The organism is Comamonas sp. JUb58 (assembly GCF_004364775.1).
Lineage (GTDB): Bacteria > Pseudomonadota > Gammaproteobacteria > Burkholderiales > Burkholderiaceae_C > Comamonas.
In genome coordinates this window covers 48206-66683 of record NZ_SOAL01000012.1, presented here as the reverse complement: position 1 = coordinate 66683, position 18478 = coordinate 48206, and the positions used below count along the sequence as shown (strand labels likewise).

At 62.6% G+C, this 18478-nt stretch carries 14 protein-coding genes; 4 read left to right on the top strand and 10 right to left on the bottom strand.

The window, feature by feature from the left end:
- Position 1: 1 nt before the first annotated feature.
- The gene (locus EDF71_RS14335; protein ID WP_133857264.1) at positions 2–2050 is read right to left on the bottom strand and encodes an ATP-binding cassette domain-containing protein; all 2049 of its coding nucleotides are present in this window, start codon (positions 2048–2050) and stop codon (positions 2–4) included.
- A gap of 242 nt (positions 2051–2292) precedes the next feature.
- Between EDF71_RS14335 and EDF71_RS25055 the strand changes: the two genes are divergently transcribed.
- The gene (locus EDF71_RS25055) at positions 2293–3186 is read left to right on the top strand and encodes a ferritin-like domain-containing protein (RefSeq protein ID WP_243854314.1); all 894 of its coding nucleotides are present in this window, start codon (positions 2293–2295) and stop codon (positions 3184–3186) included.
- A 30-nt stretch (positions 3187–3216) separates the two neighbouring features.
- On the opposite strand, the gene prmB is transcribed toward EDF71_RS25055, so the two are convergent.
- From prmB to EDF71_RS14285, 9 genes are all read right to left on the bottom strand, one after another.
- The gene (gene prmB, locus EDF71_RS14325; RefSeq protein ID WP_133857263.1) at positions 3217–4128 is read right to left on the bottom strand and encodes a 50S ribosomal protein L3 N(5)-glutamine methyltransferase; all 912 of its coding nucleotides are present in this window, start codon (positions 4126–4128) and stop codon (positions 3217–3219) included.
- An 82-nt stretch (positions 4129–4210) separates the two neighbouring features.
- Positions 4211–5359, bottom strand: coding sequence for a succinyl-diaminopimelate desuccinylase (gene dapE / locus EDF71_RS14320; RefSeq protein WP_133857262.1), 1149 nt, complete (start codon positions 5357–5359; stop codon positions 4211–4213).
- A gap of 93 nt (positions 5360–5452) precedes the next feature.
- Positions 5453–6613, bottom strand: a complete 1161-nt coding sequence (locus tag EDF71_RS14315; protein ID WP_133857261.1) for a PilT/PilU family type 4a pilus ATPase — start codon at positions 6611–6613, stop codon at positions 5453–5455.
- 159 nt (positions 6614–6772) lie between these two features.
- Positions 6773–7597 carry a 2,3,4,5-tetrahydropyridine-2,6-dicarboxylate N-succinyltransferase gene (gene dapD, locus EDF71_RS14310; RefSeq protein ID WP_116925564.1) on the bottom strand — a complete coding sequence of 275 codons (825 nt, stop codon included), beginning with the start codon at positions 7595–7597 and terminating at the stop codon, positions 6773–6775.
- A gap of 3 nt (positions 7598–7600) precedes the next feature.
- A complete protein-coding gene (dapC, locus tag EDF71_RS14305) occupies positions 7601–8809 on the bottom strand; it encodes a succinyldiaminopimelate transaminase (protein ID WP_133857260.1) in 1209 nt (402 codons plus the stop codon).
- A 103-nt stretch (positions 8810–8912) separates the two neighbouring features.
- Positions 8913–9644, bottom strand: a complete 732-nt coding sequence (locus EDF71_RS14300; protein ID WP_133857363.1) for an RnfABCDGE type electron transport complex subunit B — start codon at positions 9642–9644, stop codon at positions 8913–8915.
- Between the two features lie 38 nt (positions 9645–9682).
- Positions 9683–11011 carry a polyhydroxyalkanoate depolymerase gene (phaZ, locus tag EDF71_RS14295; RefSeq protein WP_133857259.1) on the bottom strand — a complete coding sequence of 443 codons (1329 nt, stop codon included), beginning with the start codon at positions 11009–11011 and terminating at the stop codon, positions 9683–9685.
- Positions 11012–11310: 299 nt separating this feature from the next.
- Positions 11311–12381, bottom strand: coding sequence for a (p)ppGpp synthetase (locus EDF71_RS14290; RefSeq protein ID WP_133857258.1), 1071 nt, complete (start codon positions 12379–12381; stop codon positions 11311–11313).
- A 53-nt stretch (positions 12382–12434) separates the two neighbouring features.
- Positions 12435–13520, bottom strand: a complete 1086-nt coding sequence (locus EDF71_RS14285) for an AI-2E family transporter (RefSeq protein WP_133857362.1) — start codon at positions 13518–13520, stop codon at positions 12435–12437.
- Between the two features lie 247 nt (positions 13521–13767).
- Between EDF71_RS14285 and EDF71_RS14280 the strand changes: the two genes are divergently transcribed.
- From EDF71_RS14280 to EDF71_RS14270, 3 genes are read left to right on the top strand one after another with little or no spacing between them, the layout of a single operon-like run.
- Positions 13768–16647, top strand: coding sequence for a 2-oxoglutarate dehydrogenase E1 component (locus EDF71_RS14280; protein WP_133857257.1), 2880 nt, complete (start codon positions 13768–13770; stop codon positions 16645–16647).
- A 39-nt stretch (positions 16648–16686) separates the two neighbouring features.
- Entirely contained in the window at positions 16687–17949 is a 1263-nt protein-coding gene (gene odhB / locus EDF71_RS14275) for a 2-oxoglutarate dehydrogenase complex dihydrolipoyllysine-residue succinyltransferase (protein WP_133857256.1), read from the top strand.
- 18 nt (positions 17950–17967) lie between these two features.
- Positions 17968–18477 carry a hypothetical protein gene (locus tag EDF71_RS14270; RefSeq protein WP_133857255.1) on the top strand — a complete coding sequence of 170 codons (510 nt, stop codon included), beginning with the start codon at positions 17968–17970 and terminating at the stop codon, positions 18475–18477.
- Position 18478: the final 1 nt, after the last annotated feature.

Below are 18478 nucleotides of genomic sequence, written 5' to 3'. Positions count from 1 at the left end.
TTTAAGCGGTCGCGTTCAGCTCCTGGCTGATGGCCTCGATCTGCTCGGACAGCTCCAGCCAGCGCTCTTCGAGCTGCTCGATCTCGCCATTGACGGCGCTCAGCTGCTTGCCGGCTTCGACGATGTCGGCACCCGACAGACCCGGGGTCGCCAGCTTGGTCTCCAGCGCATCGCGCTGGGTGTTGAGCTGGGGCAGCTTCTTGTCGATCTGTTCCAGCTCTTTCTTGAAGGGCTTGGTCTTGTCGGCCAGTTGCTGGCGGGCCAGTGCCGCCAGGCGGCGCGCTTCCTTGGGGTCACCCACGGGCTCGGCCTTGGCGGGCGCAGGCGCAGGGGCTGGCGCGGGTGCCGCAACCGGTGCGGCGACGGGCGCGGCCGCTGGTGCAGGCGCTGCATCCTTGCTGCGCGATTGCATATCGGCTTGGCGGGCTTCTTCGCGCAGGCGCTTGGATTCGTCCAGCAGGTAGCGCTGGTAGTCGTCCAGGTCGCCATCGAAGGGGCCGACCTGGCCACGGCCGACCATCCAGAAGTCTTCGCAGACGGCGCGCAGCAGATGGCGGTCATGGCTGACCAGCATCACGGTGCCGTCAAAGTCGTTCAGTGCCATCGCCAGCGCTTCGCGGGTGGCCAGGTCCAAGTGGTTGGTTGGCTCGTCGAGCAGCAGCAGGTTGGGGCGCTGCCAGACGATCATCGCCAGCACCAGGCGCGCTTTTTCGCCACCGCTCATGCTGCCCACGGCCTGCTTGACCATGTCGCCGCTGAAGTTGAAGGTGCCCAGGAAGTTGCGCAGGTCCTGCTCACGGGCGCTGTTGCCTTCGCTGCCAAGTTCCTTAGCCAGGCGAATCATGTGCTCCATCGGGTTCTCGCTGGGGCGCAGCACGTCCAGCTCCTGCTGGGCAAAGTAGCCGATGTTGAGGCCCTTGCCCTCGGTCACAGTGCCGGCCAGCGCCTTCATCTCGCGGGCGATGGTCTTGACCAGGGTCGATTTACCCTGGCCGTTGGCACCCAGAATACCAATGCGCTGGCCTGCCAGCACCGAGCGGTTGACGCCCTGCAAGATGGTGGTCTGCTTGCCGTCCTCGTCCTCGTAGCCAAAGGCGGCATCGGTGATGGCCAGCATCGGGTTGGGCAGGTTGGCCGGTTCCTTGAACTCGAAGGTGAACTCGGCCTCGGCCAGCACCGGCGCAATCTTCTCCATGCGGTCAAGCTGCTTGACCCGGCTTTGCGCCTGCTTGGCCTTGCTGGCCTTGGCCTTGAAGCGGTCAATGAACTTCTGCAGATGCGCCATCTTCTCTTGCTGCTTGGCAAAGCTGGCCTGTTGCAGCTCCAGCTGCTGGGCACGCAGCTCTTCGAAGCGGCTGTAGTTGCCGCCGTAGCGCGTCAGCTGCCCACCCTGGATCTGCAGGGTCACATTGGTGATGGCGTCGAGAAATTCGCGGTCGTGGCTGATCGTGATCAGGGTGCCGGGGTAGCGCTTGAGCCAGGCTTCGAGCCAGACGAGTGCATCCAGGTCCAAGTGGTTGGTCGGTTCGTCGAGCAGCAGCAGATCGCTGGGGCACATCAGTGCGCGGGCCAGCTGCAGGCGCATGCGCCAACCGCCTGAGAAGCTGTTGACCGGGTGTTCCAGCTCCTGCACCTTGAAGCCCAGGCCCAGGATCAGCGCCTGCGCACGGGGCACGGCATCGTGGGCACCGGCATCGGCCAGGTCGGCATAGGCCTGGGCCAGGGCCATGCCGTCACCGGAAGCTTCCGCAGCCTCCAGCTGGGCCTGCACTTCGACCAGACGGGTATCGCCTTCCAGCACGAACTGGGTGGCCGATTCCTCGGTTTCGGGCATGTGCTGGGCCACCTGGCCCATGCGCCACTGGGCGGGGATGTGGAAATCGCCACCGTCTTCCGTCAGCGAGCCGTTGAGCAGCGCAAACAAGGTGGACTTGCCGGCGCCGTTGCGGCCGACCAGGCCCACCGATTCGCCCGGGTTGATGGTGGTGGTGACGCCGTCAAGCAGCACTTTGGTGCCGCGGCGCAGGGTGATATTTTTCAGCGTAATCATGAATGGGCTCGATTATCGCCGCCCTGGGCTTGGCCCAGGGGCATGCAGGGCATAGCGGGCGGTGGTTAGTTGTGCTGAAAAGCTGATTTTCAGCCCAGGTAGGCCAAGGCCTCGTGCCCTTGTAGGCGAGTGCTGCTGTTAAACGCTGTCACCTGCCTGGGCCTACCCAAGCTCCTGCCTCAGGGCCATACTGCAGTGTGCAAACGCCATATTTCAGTGATGGCCATCACAAGGATCGTGTTATGACAACAGCCTCTGAAATGCATGGACGGCCTGCCGACGACCGCCAGCCAGCCAGCAATGAGGATTCGGCCGCGGCGGCATCCGCCAAGGCCCATTGGCAACTGGCCGATATTCGCTACGCACAGATCGACCACAGCGCCGTGGCGAACGACGAGGACATGTTTTACCTGCTGATGAGCGCCTCCTTTGTCGAGACCGGCTCGGACACCTATGCCGCCAACCTGGGCGCGCACTATGCGCGTTACCCGGACATCCAGCATTGGCTGGAAGACCGCTGGGAGCATGAGGAGTTGCAGCACGGCGAATCGCTGCGACGCTATGTGGAGACTGTGTGGCCCAGTTTTGACTGGCAAAAGGCCTATGACAGCTTTTTTGCCGAGTATTCGCTGCTGTGCACGCAAGAGGCCTTGCTGGAAGACCCGCGCCTGGAGATGGTGGCGCGCTGCGTGGTGGAGACCGGCACTACCGCTTACTACCACACCCTGCGCGCGCTCAGCCAGGAGCCGGTGCTGACCGAGCTGCTGGGCCATATCCGCAATGACGAGGTCGGCCACTTCAAGCATTTTTTGAGCTACTTCAAGAGCTTGCAGGCCAAGGAGCCCGTTGGCCGGCTGCGCATTGCGCAGGCGCTGTACAGCCGCCTGAAAGAACTGCGCGAGAGTGATTCCGACGTGGCGCTGCGCCATGTGTTTGCCAACAAGGGTGTGCTGTTTGCGGACCGGCAGCGCAGCTTTGACGATGTCGCCCAGCGCATCTACCACCTGATCAGCACCGGCCTGCCGGCCCAGCTGGCGGTGCAGATGCTGCTCAAGCCCATGCTGCTGCCGCCCAAGCTGGAATCCTGCCTGCACCGGCCTATCAGCCGGCTGGCCTGCAGAATGCTGGCTTACTGAGCCAGAACAGGATTCGCTGAGAACAGGTGCTTAAAGCTGCGTGGGTTGCTCTTGCGACCAGTGCATCAGCGCTTCACGCGTCAGCAGCAGCACCTGGTCATCGCCCGCGCTGGTGTCCATCCAGAACACTGGCAAGCCGGGGAAGGCGGCCTCGAAGTAGGCGCGCTCGTTGCCAATCTCCAGCACCAGCACACCGTCCTCATTCAGGCGCTGGGGCAGCTCCAGAATCAGGCCACGCACAAAGTCCATGCCATCCTGGCCACCGGCCAGGGCCAGCACCGGCTCGGCCTGGTATTCCAGTGGCAGGCTCGCCATGCTTTGGGCATTGACATAGGGCGGGTTGCAGATGATCAGATCCCAGGGGCCGCGTGCGTTGGCCATGCCGTCCGACTGCACGAGCTGCACACGCTCCTGCAGGCCATGCTGGTCCACATTGATGCGGGCCACGGCCAGCGCATCGGCTGACAGATCGGCACCGGTCACCTGCACATCCGGGTAGGCCATGGCGGCCAGGCAGGCCAGGCTGCCATTGCCGGTGCACAGGTCCAGCACCTGGCGGGTCTTGTCGCTCAGCCAGTCGTCAATGCTGCCATCGGCCAGCAGCTCGGCAATCAGGCTGCGCGGCACGATGGAGCGCTCGTCGATGTAGAAGGGCACGCCTTGCAGCCAGGCTTGCTGGGTCAGGTAGGCGGCGGGCTTGCGGCTGCGGATGCGCTCGGTCACAAGCGTTTCCAGCTTGCCGCGCTGTTCATCGCTGACGGCCTGGTTCGCCACCGATTCGGCGCCATCGGGGCTGGTGTCGCTGTCCACTGGCAAGCCCAGCGACCAGAGCACCAGCCAGCTGGCTTCGTCCTGGGCATTGGTCGTTCCATGGCCAAAATGCACGCCAGCAGTGCTCAGGGCAGCTGCGCTGTCATCAATCAGGGTGCGGATGGTGGTCATGGCTCAACTCTGGCAAAAATCAAAGACCGCCATTGTAGGCTTGATGACAGCCGCAAGACGCCAGGGCTATACGGGTGCTGGATTAGCGTGCCAGGTTTTCCAGAATGCGGCGGTAGATGTTTTTCAGCGGCTCGATATCGGCCACGGCCACGCACTCGTCAATCTTGTGGATGGTGGCGTTCGACGGGCCGATCTCGATGACTTCCGGGCAGATGTCGGCGACAAAGCGGCCATCGCTGGTGCCGCCGGTGGTGGAGAGCGTGGTTTCCAGCCCTACTTCGTCGTGGATGGCCTGCTGCACGGCCGTCACCAGCACACCGGGCGTGGTCAGAAAGGGCTTGCCACCCAGGGTCCACTTCAGGTCGTACTCCAGCGCATGGCGCTCCAAGGTGGATTTGACGCGGGCCTTCAGGTTCTCGGCCGTCGATTCGGTGCTGAAGCGGAAGTTGAAATCCACCACCATCTGGCCCGGGATCACATTGCCGGCGCCCGTGCCCGCATGGATATTGCTCATCTGGAAGCTGGTGGGCGGGAAGAAGGCATTGCCTTCGTCCCAGACGGTGCTAGCCAGCTCGCCCAGCGCGCCCAGGCCCTGGTGGATGGGGTTGCGGGCCAGTTGCGGGTAGGCGATATGGCCTTGCACGCCATGGACGGTGAGCTTGCCGGTGAGGCTGCCGCGACGGCCGTTCTTGACCATGTCGCCGAGCTTTTGCACGGCGGTGGGTTCGCCTACCAGGCAGTAGTCCAGCACCTGGCCGCGCTGGCGCAGCTGCTCGACGACGACCGCCGTGCCGTCCACGCTCGGGCCTTCTTCGTCACTGGTCAGCAGCAGCGCAATATCCAGCGGCGCTGCGGCGTTCTGGGCGACAAACTCCTCGGCGGCCACGACAAAGGCGGCGATCGATGTCTTCATGTCGCTGGCGCCACGGCCATAGAGCTTGCCATCGCGGTGCGAGGGGGTGAAGGGGTGCGAGTTCCATTGCTCCAGCGGGCCGGTGGGCACCACATCGGTGTGACCGACAAAGACCACAGTCTTGGCACCGGCCACGCCGCTGCGGCGCAGCGCCCAGAGGTTGCTCACCCGGAAGCTGTCCGGGCCACTGTCCATGCGCTCGCAGGCAAAACCCAGTGGCTGGAGCAGGTCGGAAATCATTTCCAGACAGCCTTCGTCGTTGGGCGTCACGGAGGGACGGGCGATCAGTTGCTCGGTCAGTTGCAGGGTGCGGGACATGGCGTCTAATGGGTGGGGCGGAGGGGTCAACAACAATGCGGCCCGCAGGCCGCATTCAAGGCATATTGCCACCAAGGGGCAACGGCCGCTATCTTACTCTTGGTTCACATCGAGCACGATTTCGGTGAACGAGGCCGCGTCGTCCAGCTCGGGCTTGGCGGCGACCTGGGCCTTGGCGGCATTCGCTGCCATCTGGAAGTCATTCTGCAGGCGCCACATCAGGTTGGTTGGCGAGTCGGAGTTGGCCAGGCCTTCCTCGCGGCTGATCTTGCCGCTGTGGATGAGCGCGGCCAGCGCGCCTTCAAAGGTGACCGAGCCTTCGGCCATGGACTTTTCCATCGCCTCGCGCACGGCCGAGAAGTTGCCTTGCTCGATCATCTCGCCCACCAGCTTGGTGTTCAGCATCACCTCGATGGCCGCCGTGCGCTTGCCGCTGACGGTCTTGACCAGGCGCTGCGACACCACGGCGCGCAGCGCCGATGCCAGGTCGCCCAGCATCGTGGGGCGCACTTCGACGGGGTAGAAGCTCAGGATCCGGTTGAGCGCATGGTAGCTGTTGTTGCCGTGCAAGGTGGCCAGGCAGAGGTGGCCGGATTGGGAATAGGCAATCGCGGCCGACATGGTTTCGCGGTCGCGGATTTCGCCAATCATGATCACATCAGGGGCCTGGCGCAGCGCGTTCTTCAGCGCCGTCTGCAGCGAGCTGGTATCGCTGCCCACTTCGCGCTGGTTGACGATGGAGCGGCGGTTGCTGAACTGGTATTCGATCGGGTCTTCCACCGTCAGGATGTGGCCGCTTTGCTGGCCGTTGCGGTGGTCGATCATCGCGGCCAGCGAGGTGCTCTTGCCCGAGCCGGTGGCGCCAACAAACAGCACCAGGCCACGGCGGGTCATGATCAGATCCTGGAATATCTCGGGCAGCTCCAGCTGCTCCAGGCTGGGGATGTCCTGCGGCACATAGCGGATGACCACGGCGCAGGTGCCGCGCTGGTGCATGGCGCTGACACGGAAACGGCCCACACCTTCGAGCGGCACACCGATGTTGAGCTCACCGGTTTCATCCAGCTCTTCGATGCGTTCGGGTGGCACGATCTCGGCCAGCAGGGTGCGCGGCGCATCCGGCGTCAGGGTCTGGTTGTTGAGGGGGATGCACTCGCCCTGGATCTTGACCAGCGCAGGCGCATTGGCTGACAGATAGACATCCGAGGCTTTGTTGTCCGCCATCAGGCGCAAGATTCGCTCCATGGTTCCCATGTCAGTTCCCTCCAATAATTTGTGCTGAGATTGTAGGCTTAGCGAGACTATGAATAAATGATGTTGTGCCCGCGCTGCAAGCAAAGCGCCAGGGAGGCGATCACAAAAAAGCCCTGCAGCGCAAAGCGTGCAGGGCTTGTGGATCGCCTGGGCGGCAGATCAGTCGCGCAGCAGGTCGTTGATGCTGGTCTTGGCGCGGGTCTCAGGCGTCACTTGCTTGACGATCACGGCGCAGTACAGGCTGTGGCTGCCGTCCTTGGCAGGCATGGAGCCGCTCACCACCACCGAGCCCGAAGGCACGCGGCCGTAGGTCACTTCGCCGGTCATGCGGTTGTAGATCTTGGTGGACTGGCTGATGTACACGCCCATCGAGATGACCGAGTTCTCTTCGACGATCACGCCTTCAACGATTTCGGAGCGGGCGCCGATGAAGCAGTTGTCTTCAATGATGGTGGGGTTGGCTTGCAGGGGTTCGAGCACGCCGCCCAGGCCCACGCCACCGGAGAGGTGAACGTTCTTGCCCACTTGAGCGCAGGAACCCACGGTGGCCCAGGTGTCGACCATGGTGCCTTCGCCCACATAGGCGCCGATGTTGACGTAGGAAGGCATCAGGATGGCGCCCTTGGCCACATAGCTGCCGCGGCGTGCCACAGCAGGCGGCACCACGCGCACGCCGGTGGCCGCGATGTCGGCTTCGGACATGCCGGCGTACTTGGTGGGCACCTTGTCGTAGAAGTTCAGGTCACCGGCTTGCACCAGCGCGTTGTCCTTCAGGCGGAACGACAGCAGCACGGCCTTCTTGATCCACTGGTGCACGGTCCACTGGCCCACGCCTTCACGGGTGGCCACGCGCAGTTCGCCCTGGTCCAGGGCGTTGATCACATGGTCGACCGCATCGACGATTTCTTTGGGAGCGGAGGCAGGCGAGAGCGTCGTGCGGGCTTCCCAGGCGGATTCGATGATGGTTTGCAGTTGTTGCGTCATGGTTTAGGCTTTTTTCCAGGATTGAATGAATTGGGCAATGCGCTGTGCGGCTTCCAGGCATTCGGCGGTCTGGGCAACCAGGGCCATGCGGATGCGGCCAGCGCCAGGATTGCTGCCGTTGAAGTCACGGGCCAGATAGCTGCCTGGCAGAACCGTGACATTGTATTGGGCATAGAGTTCGCGCGCGAACTCGGTGTCCGACAAGCCCATGTGCTCGGGCACGCCGGCCCAGAGGTAAAAGCTGGCGTCGGGCAGCTGCACGTCCATCACGGCCGACAACACGGGCGTGACTTCGGCAAACTTGCGGCGGTACTGCTCGCGGTTGTCTTCGACATGGCGCTCATCGCCCCAGGCCGCAATGCTGGCCGCCTGCACCGGCGGGCTCATCGCGCCGCCCTGGTAGGTGCGGTAGAGCGCGAAGGCCTTGATCAGCTCGGCATCACCGGCGACAAAACCGCTGCGCAGGCCGGGCACATTGCTGCGCTTGGACAGGCTGGTGAAGGACACCAGGCGACGGAAGTCGCTGCGGCCCAGCTGCGCCGCTGCCTGCATGCCGCCCAGGGGGGGCTCGTCGCGGAAATAGATTTCGCTGTAGCACTCGTCCGAGGCAATGACAAAGCCATAGCGGTCGGAGAGCTCAAACAGCTTCTTCCACTCTTCGAGCGGCATCACCGCGCCGGTGGGGTTGCCGGGCGAGCAGACAAAGATCAGCTGGGTGCGTTGCCAGATGTCCTCGGGCACGCTGGCCCAGTCCACGGCAAAGTTCTTGCTGGCGATGCTGGGCACGTAGTAAGGCGTGGCGCCTGCGAGCAGGGCTGCGCCTTCGTAGATTTGGTAGAAGGGGTTGGGGCAGAGCACGACCGGGTCGGGCTTGCTGCTGTCCACCACCGTTTGCGTGAAGGCAAACAGCGCCTCACGGCTGCCATTGACCGGCAGGGTGTGCTTTTGCCTATCCACCTGCAGGCCGTAGCGGGTCGATAGCCATTTGGCAAAAGCCTCGCGCAGTGCGGGCGTGCCAGCGGTGGCCGGGTAGACCGACAGACCGGCCAGGTTATCCGAGAGCGCTTGCTCAATGAAGGCGGGGGTGGGGTGGCGGGGCTCACCGATACCCAGGCTGATGGGCGACTTGTCTGCGGACGGTGTCACACCGGCAAACAACTGGCGCAGGCGCTCAAACGGGTAGGGCTGCAGTTTCTGGAGCAAGGGGTTCATAAGCCAGCCATTATGGTGCAGAGGCGCCGGTTTTTTTGCGCCGTTCTGTCATGCCCGGTAGGGGCTTGGCGGCCTTTGGCAGGCGCCCGGCGCCTAGCAGCCATTAAGACGAGGGCTTGCCGCCTTGTTGCTGCTTGGCTTTGGCCAAAATGGCAGCCAGGATTGCCTTTTTGTCGGCGGCGGCCGGTGCTGCCAGGTTGGCCTTGCTGGCCGCGTTATTTTGCGCTGCCGCCGCACTGACGGCAGCCGCCTGGGCCGCTTGGGCGCTGAGCCCTGCAGGGGCAGCGCGTGGCGCGCTGGTTGCGCTGGCCGCTGGGGCGGATGCCTGCGGGCGGTGGGCTCCGTCCAGGCGCTGCTGGTGCCGGTGGTAGCGCTGCCGGGCCTCGTCGGCCTGCGCCGGGCTCCAGGCGGCCCAGCCGGTGGCATCACCGCTGGCATTGTCCAGCTCGATGCAATCGACCGGGCAGACCGGCAGGCAGAGCTCGCAGCCGGTGCAGGCCTCGGGGATCACGGTGTGCATGCGCTTGTTCGCGCCCAGGATGGCATCGGTCGGGCAGGCCTTGATGCACAAGGTGCAGCCGATGCACCAGTTCTCATCGATCCTGGCGATGACGCGCACGGCTTCCAGGCCGTTGTCGGGGTTCAGCGGCAGCGCGGCCTGGCCGGTGATGGCGGCCAGCCGCGCCACGCCTTCCTGGCCGCCGGGCGGGCATTGGTTGATTGGCGCCTCTCCCTGGGCAATGGCCTGGGCATAGTGGCGGCAGTCGGGGTAGCCGCAGCGCGTGCACTGGGTCTGCGGCAGGGCGGCATCGATGGCGCCAATGAAAACAGCCAGCGCAGAGGCTGGCTGGTGGCTGGTTTTGAGAAGGTCGGTCACACCGTGTGCAAGGTATTCTGCTTGGAAGTGGCCGATTTTACGTTGCCTGGGCGCTCCTCGACACGGTTGTTGGCGAGGATGAAGTCCTTGAGCATGGGGTAGACCATGGTGCGCCAGCGCTTGCCGCTGAAGATGCCGTAGTGGCCTGCGCCCTTGACCTCGAAGTGGCGGGTGTCGACCGCCTTGAGGCCGGTGCACAGATCATGCGCGGCCTGGGTCTGGCCCGAGCCGGAGATGTCATCAAGCTCGCCCTCGACCGTCAGCAACGCGCTGTGGCGGATGTCCTGCGGCTTGACCAGCTCCAGATTGCCTTCGGGCGAGCGCACCTCCCAGGTGCCCTTGACCAGTGCAAAGTCCTGGAACACGGTCTTGATGGTTTCCAGGTAGTAGGCGGCATCCATGTCGAGCACGGCGTTGTACTCGTCGTAGAACTTGCGGTGGTGCTCGGCGCTGTCTTCGTTGCCCTTGAGCAGGTCCTTGAAGTAGTCGTAGTGGCTCATCGCATGGCGGTCGGGGTTCATGCTGACAAAGCCCATGTGCTGCAGGAAGCCGGGATAGACCAGGCGGCCTGCGCCGGGGAAGTTACCCGGCACCGGATGGATCACATTCGACTCAAACCACTGCAAGTCATGCGTGGTGGCCAGGTTGTTCACCGTGGTGGGCGACTTGCGGGCATCGATGGGGCCACCCATCATGGTCATCGACAGCGGGGTCTTCTCGCCACGGCTGGCCATCAGCGACACGGCAGCGAGCACCGGCACGGTGGGCTGGCAGACGCTCACCACATGGCAGTTGCCATAGATGCCCTGGATGTGGCGGATGAACTCCTGCACATAGTTGACGTAGTCGTCGAGGTGGAAGACGCCTTCTGTCTGTGGCACCAGACGCGCATTGGTCCAGTCGGTGATGTAGACCTTGTGGTCGGCCAGCATGGTGCGCACGGTCTCGCGCAGCAAGGTGGCGTAGTGGCCGGACAGTGGCGCTACTACCAGTACCACGGGCTGTTGCTTCATCGCGGCCAGGCTGGTCTGGTCGTCGGAGAAGCGCTTGAAGCGGCGCAGCTCGCAAAAGGGCTTGGTCAGCTCGACACGCTCGTGGATCGCGATCTCATGGCCATTGGCCTCGATGGTGTTGATGCCAAAGGCGGGCTTTTCGTAGTCCTTGCCCAGACGATAGAACAGGTCAAAGCCTGCCGAGGCGCGCTGGGCCGTGTTCGTCTGGCTGATCGGCCACAGCGGATTGCTCAGCATCTTCGATGTGGCGTGGGCGTATTCTGCAAAGGGCTCCATCAGGGCCCGCTGGGTTTCATACAGTTGGTACAGCATCAAAACTCCGTGAATGTTGCATTGCAATATAGCAGCAGCCTGTGTCAGAAAGCATGGCCAGCCATGCTCGTAAACACGGGGAGGGCCCTGTGCGCCGGGATCAGCGCGCTCGCCCGCTCTGTGCTACACCCGCCTGCCAGCCGCATGGCCGCTGCAATGCAGCCATCTGGATGGGCGTTGTTAAAAAGATTGATTTTAACTAATGGCTGAGGGTCTTGCTAGAGTATTGCGCTAGCCCCAGGTCCGGGCTTGCCCTGGGTAGACCGAGGCCGCCGATCAGGGCAGGCGCCCTGGGCTGCTCAGTCTTCGCTGGTGCTGTTGGCCGGCTGGCGCTGCAGCCATTCCTCAAAGGCCTCGCGGGCCGAGTTGCGCAGTGTTTTGCGAAAGCGCTGCTTGTCTTCCAGGTAGAGGCAGTGGCGCATTACCGTGAAGGGGTTGAAGCTGCTCGACGGGTAGCGGTGCTGGAAATCGGCCTTGTAGTGGCGCACCGTGGTGACATGCTTTTGCACCACGGCAAACAGCCAGCCCGCGTGGCGCACGGCAAAGTCATGCAGCAGCTCGTCGAGGAAGAACTCCACCTTCTGCGGATCGAACTCATAGCCGGGAAAATGCTTGTGGCCAAAGGCGACAAAGCTGAAGGCATCGAGCGGCTCGTTGTTGTCGCCCAGGCCATCGCCCAGTGCGCCGTCGATCTCGTCCTCGGCGCGCGAAAGCGCCAGGGCCTGGCTGGTTTCATTGCGGATCTGCAGGAACTCGCGGTCGGCCAATTCAAACAGCGCCGACAAAATGTTGATGCGGCGCTTGAGGTTGGTCGGGATCGACTTCTTGTACTTGATCTTGTGGTCCAGCTCGCTCCAGGAGTCCTGGATGATGGTGCGGATCTGCAGCTCAAAGGCCTGGTCGGCATAGGCATGGTGCTCGGTCAGCTGCGCCTGCTGCTGGTTGAGCCGCAGGTCCATGTGGATGCCCTTGTAGCCAAACTCGGACTCCGAGTCTTCCATCGGCGAGGTCTTGTCGGTGATCTCGATCACATCGAAGTATTCGCGCACCCGGGACATGATGGCCGGTGGCTCGTCCTCGTAGAGACAGACCACGCGCACGCCGATCAGGTCGGTGATGTAGTCCTGGATGGCATAGTCCTCGGACTGGTCCTCGACAAAGTTGCGGTACTTGCGCTTGAACTTGCGCACGCATTCATCGGCGGTCTTCACCCGGCATTCGAACTTGGCGATGTTGACGCCTTCGAGGTTGCTCAAGATGGCGTGGATCAGCGCATTGAACGAAGCCGCCGCTGCCTTGAGGGTGGGCAACTGGGCGGCGTAGAAATCCAGGAACTCCTGTTTGCGGGATTCAAAATCGCGAGAGGGCATGGGGCAGGGCAGCAAAGAAGGGGCAGGCGCCGTGCGCCCGCCAAAAGAAGAGATTACTTGACGCTATTGTCAACCTCGGCGGAGTCGCTGATGTGGGCCTGGGGCGCAAAAAGATCCCAGACCGCGATGAACAGCGCCGCAATCAGCGGGCCGATGACAAAGCCGGTGAGGCCGAACAGCGACAGGCCGCCCAGGGTGGAGATCAGGATCAGGTAGTCGGGCATCTTGGTGTCCTTGCCCACCAGCAGCGGGCGCAGCACGTTGTCGACCATGCCCATGATGCCGGCGCCATAGGCGGCCAGAACGATGCCTTCGGTGGTGGAGCCGGTGGCAAAGTAATAAATGGCAACCGGACCCCAGACGATGGCCGCGCCGACGGCGGGCAGCAGCGACAAGAAGGCCATCACCACGCCCCACAACAGGGATGCTTCAATGCCCAGAATCCAGAAGATGATGCCGCCAAGCGCGCCTTGGGTGGCGGCCACGGCCAGATTGCCCTTGACGGTGGCGCGCACCACGGTGATGAACTTGGCGCCCAGCTTCTTCTTGTGGGAATCATCGAGCGGGGTGGCGGCCAGGATCTTGCGGATCAGAGTCTTGCCATCGCGCAGGAAGAAGAACAGCAGGTAGAGCATGATGCAGAAGCTCACCAGGAAGCCCATGGTGTTCTGGCCGATGGCCAGCACCTTGGTCGCCACATACTGGCTGGCTTGCACGGAGATGCCGGAGATCTTCTCCTGAATCACCTTGGGATCGTTCAGGTTGAAGCGGGTGAGCAGGTCCAGCACCCACTGAGGCATGGCGTTGTAGATCTGCTGGAAGTACTGGCCGAAATTCATCTCGCCCGAGTGCACGCTCTCATAGATGGTGGCTGCTTCCTTGGCCAGCGAGATGCTCAGCAGAATCAGCGGCAGGATCACTAGCACCAGGCAGAGCGTCAGGGTAATCAGGGCCGCGATAGTCGGGTATTTCGGGAGGCGGACCAGTATTTTTTTGTGTAGAGGCGTAAACACAACAGCGAAGATCACGGCCCAGAAAACGGCGCCCTGAAAGGGGAAAAGCACGGCAAAAAAGGCAATGCTGACGCCTATTAGCAGCAAGATGAATGCTTTGTCGTGAAGAGAGTGGTTGTTGAACATCGAGCGCATCGGTGTGAATGGATAGCGCAAATGTATCTGGTTCCTGCATAAGCCCACGCTATTTCGGATGTGTAGGCGCAGCCCCAAGGCCATCGAAGGACAAGCCCAGACGGAAGTGGCACAATACCGTTTGTTCGGCCCTTCCCAGCCACAGTCGCATCCGCCAATCGGTTCAGCCGTGTCGCGGAAGGTTGTTTATATGCACCAGCTAATGCTTTCCAGAGGAAAGCGGAGGTCAGCGGAGAAAATGAGCGATACAAACTCTGTGTATCAAGCCTATCAAGGCAACACGTATCTTTTCGGCGGCAATGCCCCCTATGTCGAAGAGATGTATGAGAACTATCTGGATAACCCAGGCAGCGTACCAGACACCTGGCGCGCTTACTTTGATGCACTGCAAAACGTCCCCGCATTGGACGGAAGCAACGCCAAGGACGTCCCTCATCTCCCCGTAGTCAACGCCTTTGCTGAGCGCGCCAAACAAGGCGTGACCAAGGTGGTGGTTGCTTCCGGTGCTGATTCGGAACTGGGCCGCAAGCGCACTGCGGTGCAGCAGCTGATTGCCGCTTACCGCAACGTGGGCGCACGCTGGGCCGATCTGGACCCCTTGAAGCGCCAAGAGCGTCCCGAAATTCCTGAGCTCGATCCAGCCTTCTACGGCTTCACCGATGCTGACCAGGAAACCGTGTTCAACATCAGTAACACGTTCTTCGGCAAGGAATCGATGACCCTGCGCGAGCTGCTCAACGCACTGCGCGAGACCTATTGCGGCACGCTGGGCGCGGAGTACATGTACGCCTCCGAGCAGAACCAGAAGCGCTGGTGGCAGCAAAAGCTCGAAACCATTCGCAGCAAGCCCGCCTTCAACGCCGACCAGAAAAAGCGCATTCTCGACCGCCTGACCGCAGCCGAAGGCCTGGAGCGTTTCCTGCACACCAAGTATGTGGGCCAAAAGCGCTTCTCGCTCGAAGGCGGCGAGTCCTTCATCGTCGCGATGGACCAGCTGATCAATGCCGCTGGCCTGACCGGCGTGCAGGAAATCGTGATCGGCATGGCCCACCGTGGCCGTCTGAACGTGCTGGTCAACACCCTGGGCAAGATGCCCAAGGACCTGTTTGCCGAGTTCGACCACACCGCTCCTGAAGAGCTGACTGCCGGCGACGTGAAGTACCACCAGGGCTTCAGCTCCGACGTGTCGACCATTGGCGGCCCGGTGCATCTGTCGCTGGCCTTCAACCCCTCGCACCTGGAAATCGTCAACCCCGTGGTCGAAGGCTCGGTGCGCTCGCGCATGGACCGCCGCAACGACCCAGAAGGCAAGCAAGTGCTGCCCGTGCTGGTGCACGGTGACGCGGCCTTTGCCGGCCAGGGCGTGAACCAGGAAACGTTGGCGCTGTCCGAAACCCGTGGCTACACCACGGGCGGCACGGTGCACATCATCATCAACAACCAGATTGGTTTCACGACCTCCGATCCTCGCGATCTGCGCTCGACCACGTATTGCACGGACATCGTCAAGATGATCGACTCGCCCGTGCTGCACGTGAACGGCGATGATCCGGAAGCGGTGGCCCTGGCCATGCAGATGGCTTTGGACTTCCGTATGGAATTCTCCAAGGACATCGTGGTGGACATCATCTGCTACCGCAAGCTCGGTCACAACGAACAGGACACCCCTGCGCTGACCCAGCCGCTGATGTACAAGAAGATTGCCCAGCACCCCGGCACGCGCAAGCTGTACGCCGACAAGCTGGCCACGCAAGGCCTGGGCGAGACCCTGGGCGACGAGATGGTCAAGGCCTACCGTGCCGCCATGGACGCGGGCAAGCACACGGTGGATCCGGTGCTGACCAACTTCAAGAGCCAGTACGCCGTGGACTGGAGCCCCTTCCTCAAGCAGAAGTGGACCGACAGCGCCGACACCGCCATTCCTGTGGCCGAGTGGAAGCGTCTGGCCGAGCGCGTCACGACCCTGCCTGAGTCGGTGAACCCGCACCAGCTGGTCAAGAAGGTGTACGACGACCGCGCAGCCATGGGCCGTGGTGACATCAACGTGGACTGGGGCATGGGTGAAACCATGGCTTACGCCTCGCTGGTGGCATCGGGCTACCCCATCCGCCTGTCTGGTGAAGACAGCGGCCGCGGCACCTTCACCCACCGCCACTCGGTCGTGCACGACCAGAAGCGTGAAAAGTGGGACGAGGGCACCTACATCCCACTGCAGAACGTGGCCGACAACCAGGCTCCGTTCACCGTGATCGACTCCATCCTGTCCGAAGAGGCAGTGCTGGGCTTCGAATACGGCTACGCCTCCAACGATCCCAACACCCTGGTGATCTGGGAAGCGCAGTTCGGCGACTTCGCCAACGGCGCGCAAGTGGTGATCGACCAGTTCATCGCCTCCGGTGAAGTCAAGTGGGGCCGTATCAACGGTCTGACCTTGATGCTGCCACACGGCTATGAAGGCCAGGGTCCTGAGCACAGCTCGGCACGCCTGGAGCGTTTCATGCAGCTGTCGGCTGACCAGAACATGCAGGTGACCCAGCCAACCACGGCTGCGCAGATCTTCCATTTGCTGCGTCGCCAGATGGTGCGTCCGCTGCGCAAGCCGCTGATCATCATGACGCCCAAGTCGCTGCTGCGTAACAAGGATGCGACCTCGCCTGTGTCGGAATTCACCTCCGGTGGCTTCCAGACCGTGATCGGTGAGCGCGATGAGGCCATCGTCGCCAATGCGGCCAAGGTCAAGCGCGTGATCGCCTGCTCGGGCAAGGTCTACTACGACCTGGTCAAGAAGCGCACCGAAGAAGGCAGCAACGACGTGGCCATCATCCGTGTTGAGCAGCTCTATCCGTTCCCACACAAGGCCTTTGCCGCTGAACTGAAGAAGTACAGCTCTGCTAAGGAAGTGGTGTGGTGCCAGGACGAGCCGCAAAACCAGGGTGCCTGGTTCTTCGTGCAGCACTACATCCACGAGAACATGATCGACGGCCAAAAGCTGGGCTACTCCGGCCGCGCCGCTTCGGCATCGCCTGCAGTGGGCTATTCGCACCTGCACCAAGAGCAGCAAAAGGCGCTGGTCGAAGGCGCATTCGGCAAGCTCAAAGGCTTTGTGCTGACCAAGTAAGCACGAGTTCAGCATTTAACGAATACAGAAAGAATTGTTATGGCAATCGTAGAAGTCAAAGTCCCACAGCTGTCCGAGTCGGTCGCTGAAGCCACCATGCTCACCTGGAAGAAGAAGGCCGGTGAAGCTGTTGCTGTCGACGAAATCCTGATCGAGATCGAAACCGACAAGGTCGTGCTCGAAGTGCCAGCACCCGCCGCTGGCGTGTTGACCGAGATCGTGCAAGGCGACGGCGCAACCGTCATCGCTGACCAGCTGATCGCCAAGATCGACACCGAAGCCGTGGCCGGCGCCGCTGCAGCCCCCGCTGCCGCAGCACCTGCACCCGCTGCTGCCGCTCCAGCCCCTGCTGCTGCACCTGCAGCCGCCGGTGGCAACAAGGGCGACGTCGCCATGCCTGCCGCTGCCAAGCTGCTGGCGGACAACAACCTGTCGGTCGGCGCTGTCGCCGGCTCCGGCAAGGATGGCCGCGTCACCAAGGGTGATGTGCTGGCCGCCGTGGCCGGTGGCGTCAAGTCCACCGCCGCTGTGATCCCCACCGGTGCACCGACCAAGTCGCTGCCCCAGGTGGCATCGCCTGCTGCTGCCCAAGACCTGGGCGAGCGACCAGAGCAACGCGTGCCGATGAGCCGTCTGCGTGCCCGTATCGCCGAGCGTCTGCTGCAATCGCAGTCGACCAACGCGATCCTGACCACGTTCAACGAAGTGAACATGGCACCGGTGATGGCCCTGCGCAAGAAGTTCCAGGACGACTTCACCAAGGAACACGGCGTGAAGCTGGGCTTCATGTCCTTCTTCGTGAAGGCTGCAGTGCACGCACTGAAGAAGTACCCCGTGCTGAACGCCTCGGTCGATGGCACCGACATCATCTACCACGGTTACTTCGACATCGGTATCGCCGTGGGCTCGCCTCGCGGTCTGGTGGTGCCCATCCTGCGCAATGCAGACCAGATGAGCTTCGCCGACATCGAGAAGAAGATCGCCGAGTTCGGCAAGAAGGCTGCTGACGGCAAGCTGGGCATCGAAGACATGACCGGCGGCACGTTCTCCATCTCCAACGGTGGCACCTTCGGCTCGATGATGTCTACCCCCATCATCAACCCGCCACAATCGGCCATTCTGGGCGTGCACGCGACCAAGGACCGCGCTGTGGTCGAAAACGGTCAAGTGGTGGTGCGTCCGATGAACTACTTCGCGATGTCCTACGACCACCGCATCATCGACGGCCGCGAAGCCGTGCTGGGTCTGGTGGCGATGAAGGATGCGCTGGAAGATCCATCGCGTCTGCTGTTCGACCTGTAATCGGGTCGCCGGGCAGTGATGCTACGCGTTCTGGTGGCTGCAGCGTCCGCACTCGTGCTGGGCGCCTGTGGCACCTTGCCCCGTCCTGCGGCGCAGGATGTGGCAGCGCAAAGCTGGAGCGGTGACTACCGCTTCCAGTGGGCAGCAGGCACGCAGGCTGCGCGCCGTGGTCTGCCTGCCCCATCACAGGTTCGCATTCGCCCGATCACATCCGCCAAGGATGTGCCCGGCGCGAAGGCGGACGGAAATGGCCCGCAATGGGCCATTTCGTTTGTCGGCGAGCCCGGTGCGCCGCTGCCGCTCATCCCCTTCAAGGCCCAAGGCTATGAAGAGATGGGCTGGGCGGTGATGCGCGCTGGCGGCAAGATCGCATGTCTGGAGTCCGGCTCCTTCATGTTCGTCTGCCGTACGCATCCCGGCACCACCTTGTCGTTCGGTCGTCAGAACGACGAACAACTGACCACCAAGACAGGCCTCTTCGGTGTGGCATTGCACCAGGGCAGTTTTGAACTAACACCATTGGATTAAT

Bases quoted from the DNA above. Each gene is read 5' to 3' on its own strand.
- EDF71_RS14335 (WP_133857264.1), bottom strand. From the start codon at position 2,050: ATGATTACGCTGAAAAATATCACCCTGCGCCGCGGCACCAAAGTGCTG.
- EDF71_RS25055 (WP_243854314.1), top strand. From the start codon at position 2,293: ATGACAACAGCCTCTGAAATGCATGGACGGCCTGCCGACGACCGCCAG.
- prmB (WP_133857263.1), bottom strand. From the start codon at position 4,128: ATGACCACCATCCGCACCCTGATTGATGACAGCGCAGCTGCCCTGAGC.
- dapE (WP_133857262.1), bottom strand. From the start codon at position 5,359: ATGTCCCGCACCCTGCAACTGACCGAGCAACTGATCGCCCGTCCCTCC.
- EDF71_RS14315 (WP_133857261.1), bottom strand. From the start codon at position 6,613: ATGGGAACCATGGAGCGAATCTTGCGCCTGATGGCGGACAACAAAGCC.
- dapD (WP_116925564.1), bottom strand. From the start codon at position 7,597: ATGACGCAACAACTGCAAACCATCATCGAATCCGCCTGGGAAGCCCGC.
- dapC (WP_133857260.1), bottom strand. From the start codon at position 8,809: ATGAACCCCTTGCTCCAGAAACTGCAGCCCTACCCGTTTGAGCGCCTG.
- phaZ (WP_133857259.1), bottom strand. From the start codon at position 11,011: ATGCTGTACCAACTGTATGAAACCCAGCGGGCCCTGATGGAGCCCTTT.
- EDF71_RS14290 (WP_133857258.1), bottom strand. From the start codon at position 12,381: ATGCCCTCTCGCGATTTTGAATCCCGCAAACAGGAGTTCCTGGATTTC.
- EDF71_RS14285 (WP_133857362.1), bottom strand. From the start codon at position 13,520: ATGTTCAACAACCACTCTCTTCACGACAAAGCATTCATCTTGCTGCTA.
- EDF71_RS14280 (WP_133857257.1), top strand. From the start codon at position 13,768: ATGAGCGATACAAACTCTGTGTATCAAGCCTATCAAGGCAACACGTAT.
- odhB (WP_133857256.1), top strand. From the start codon at position 16,687: ATGGCAATCGTAGAAGTCAAAGTCCCACAGCTGTCCGAGTCGGTCGCT.
- EDF71_RS14270 (WP_133857255.1), top strand. From the start codon at position 17,968: ATGCTACGCGTTCTGGTGGCTGCAGCGTCCGCACTCGTGCTGGGCGCC.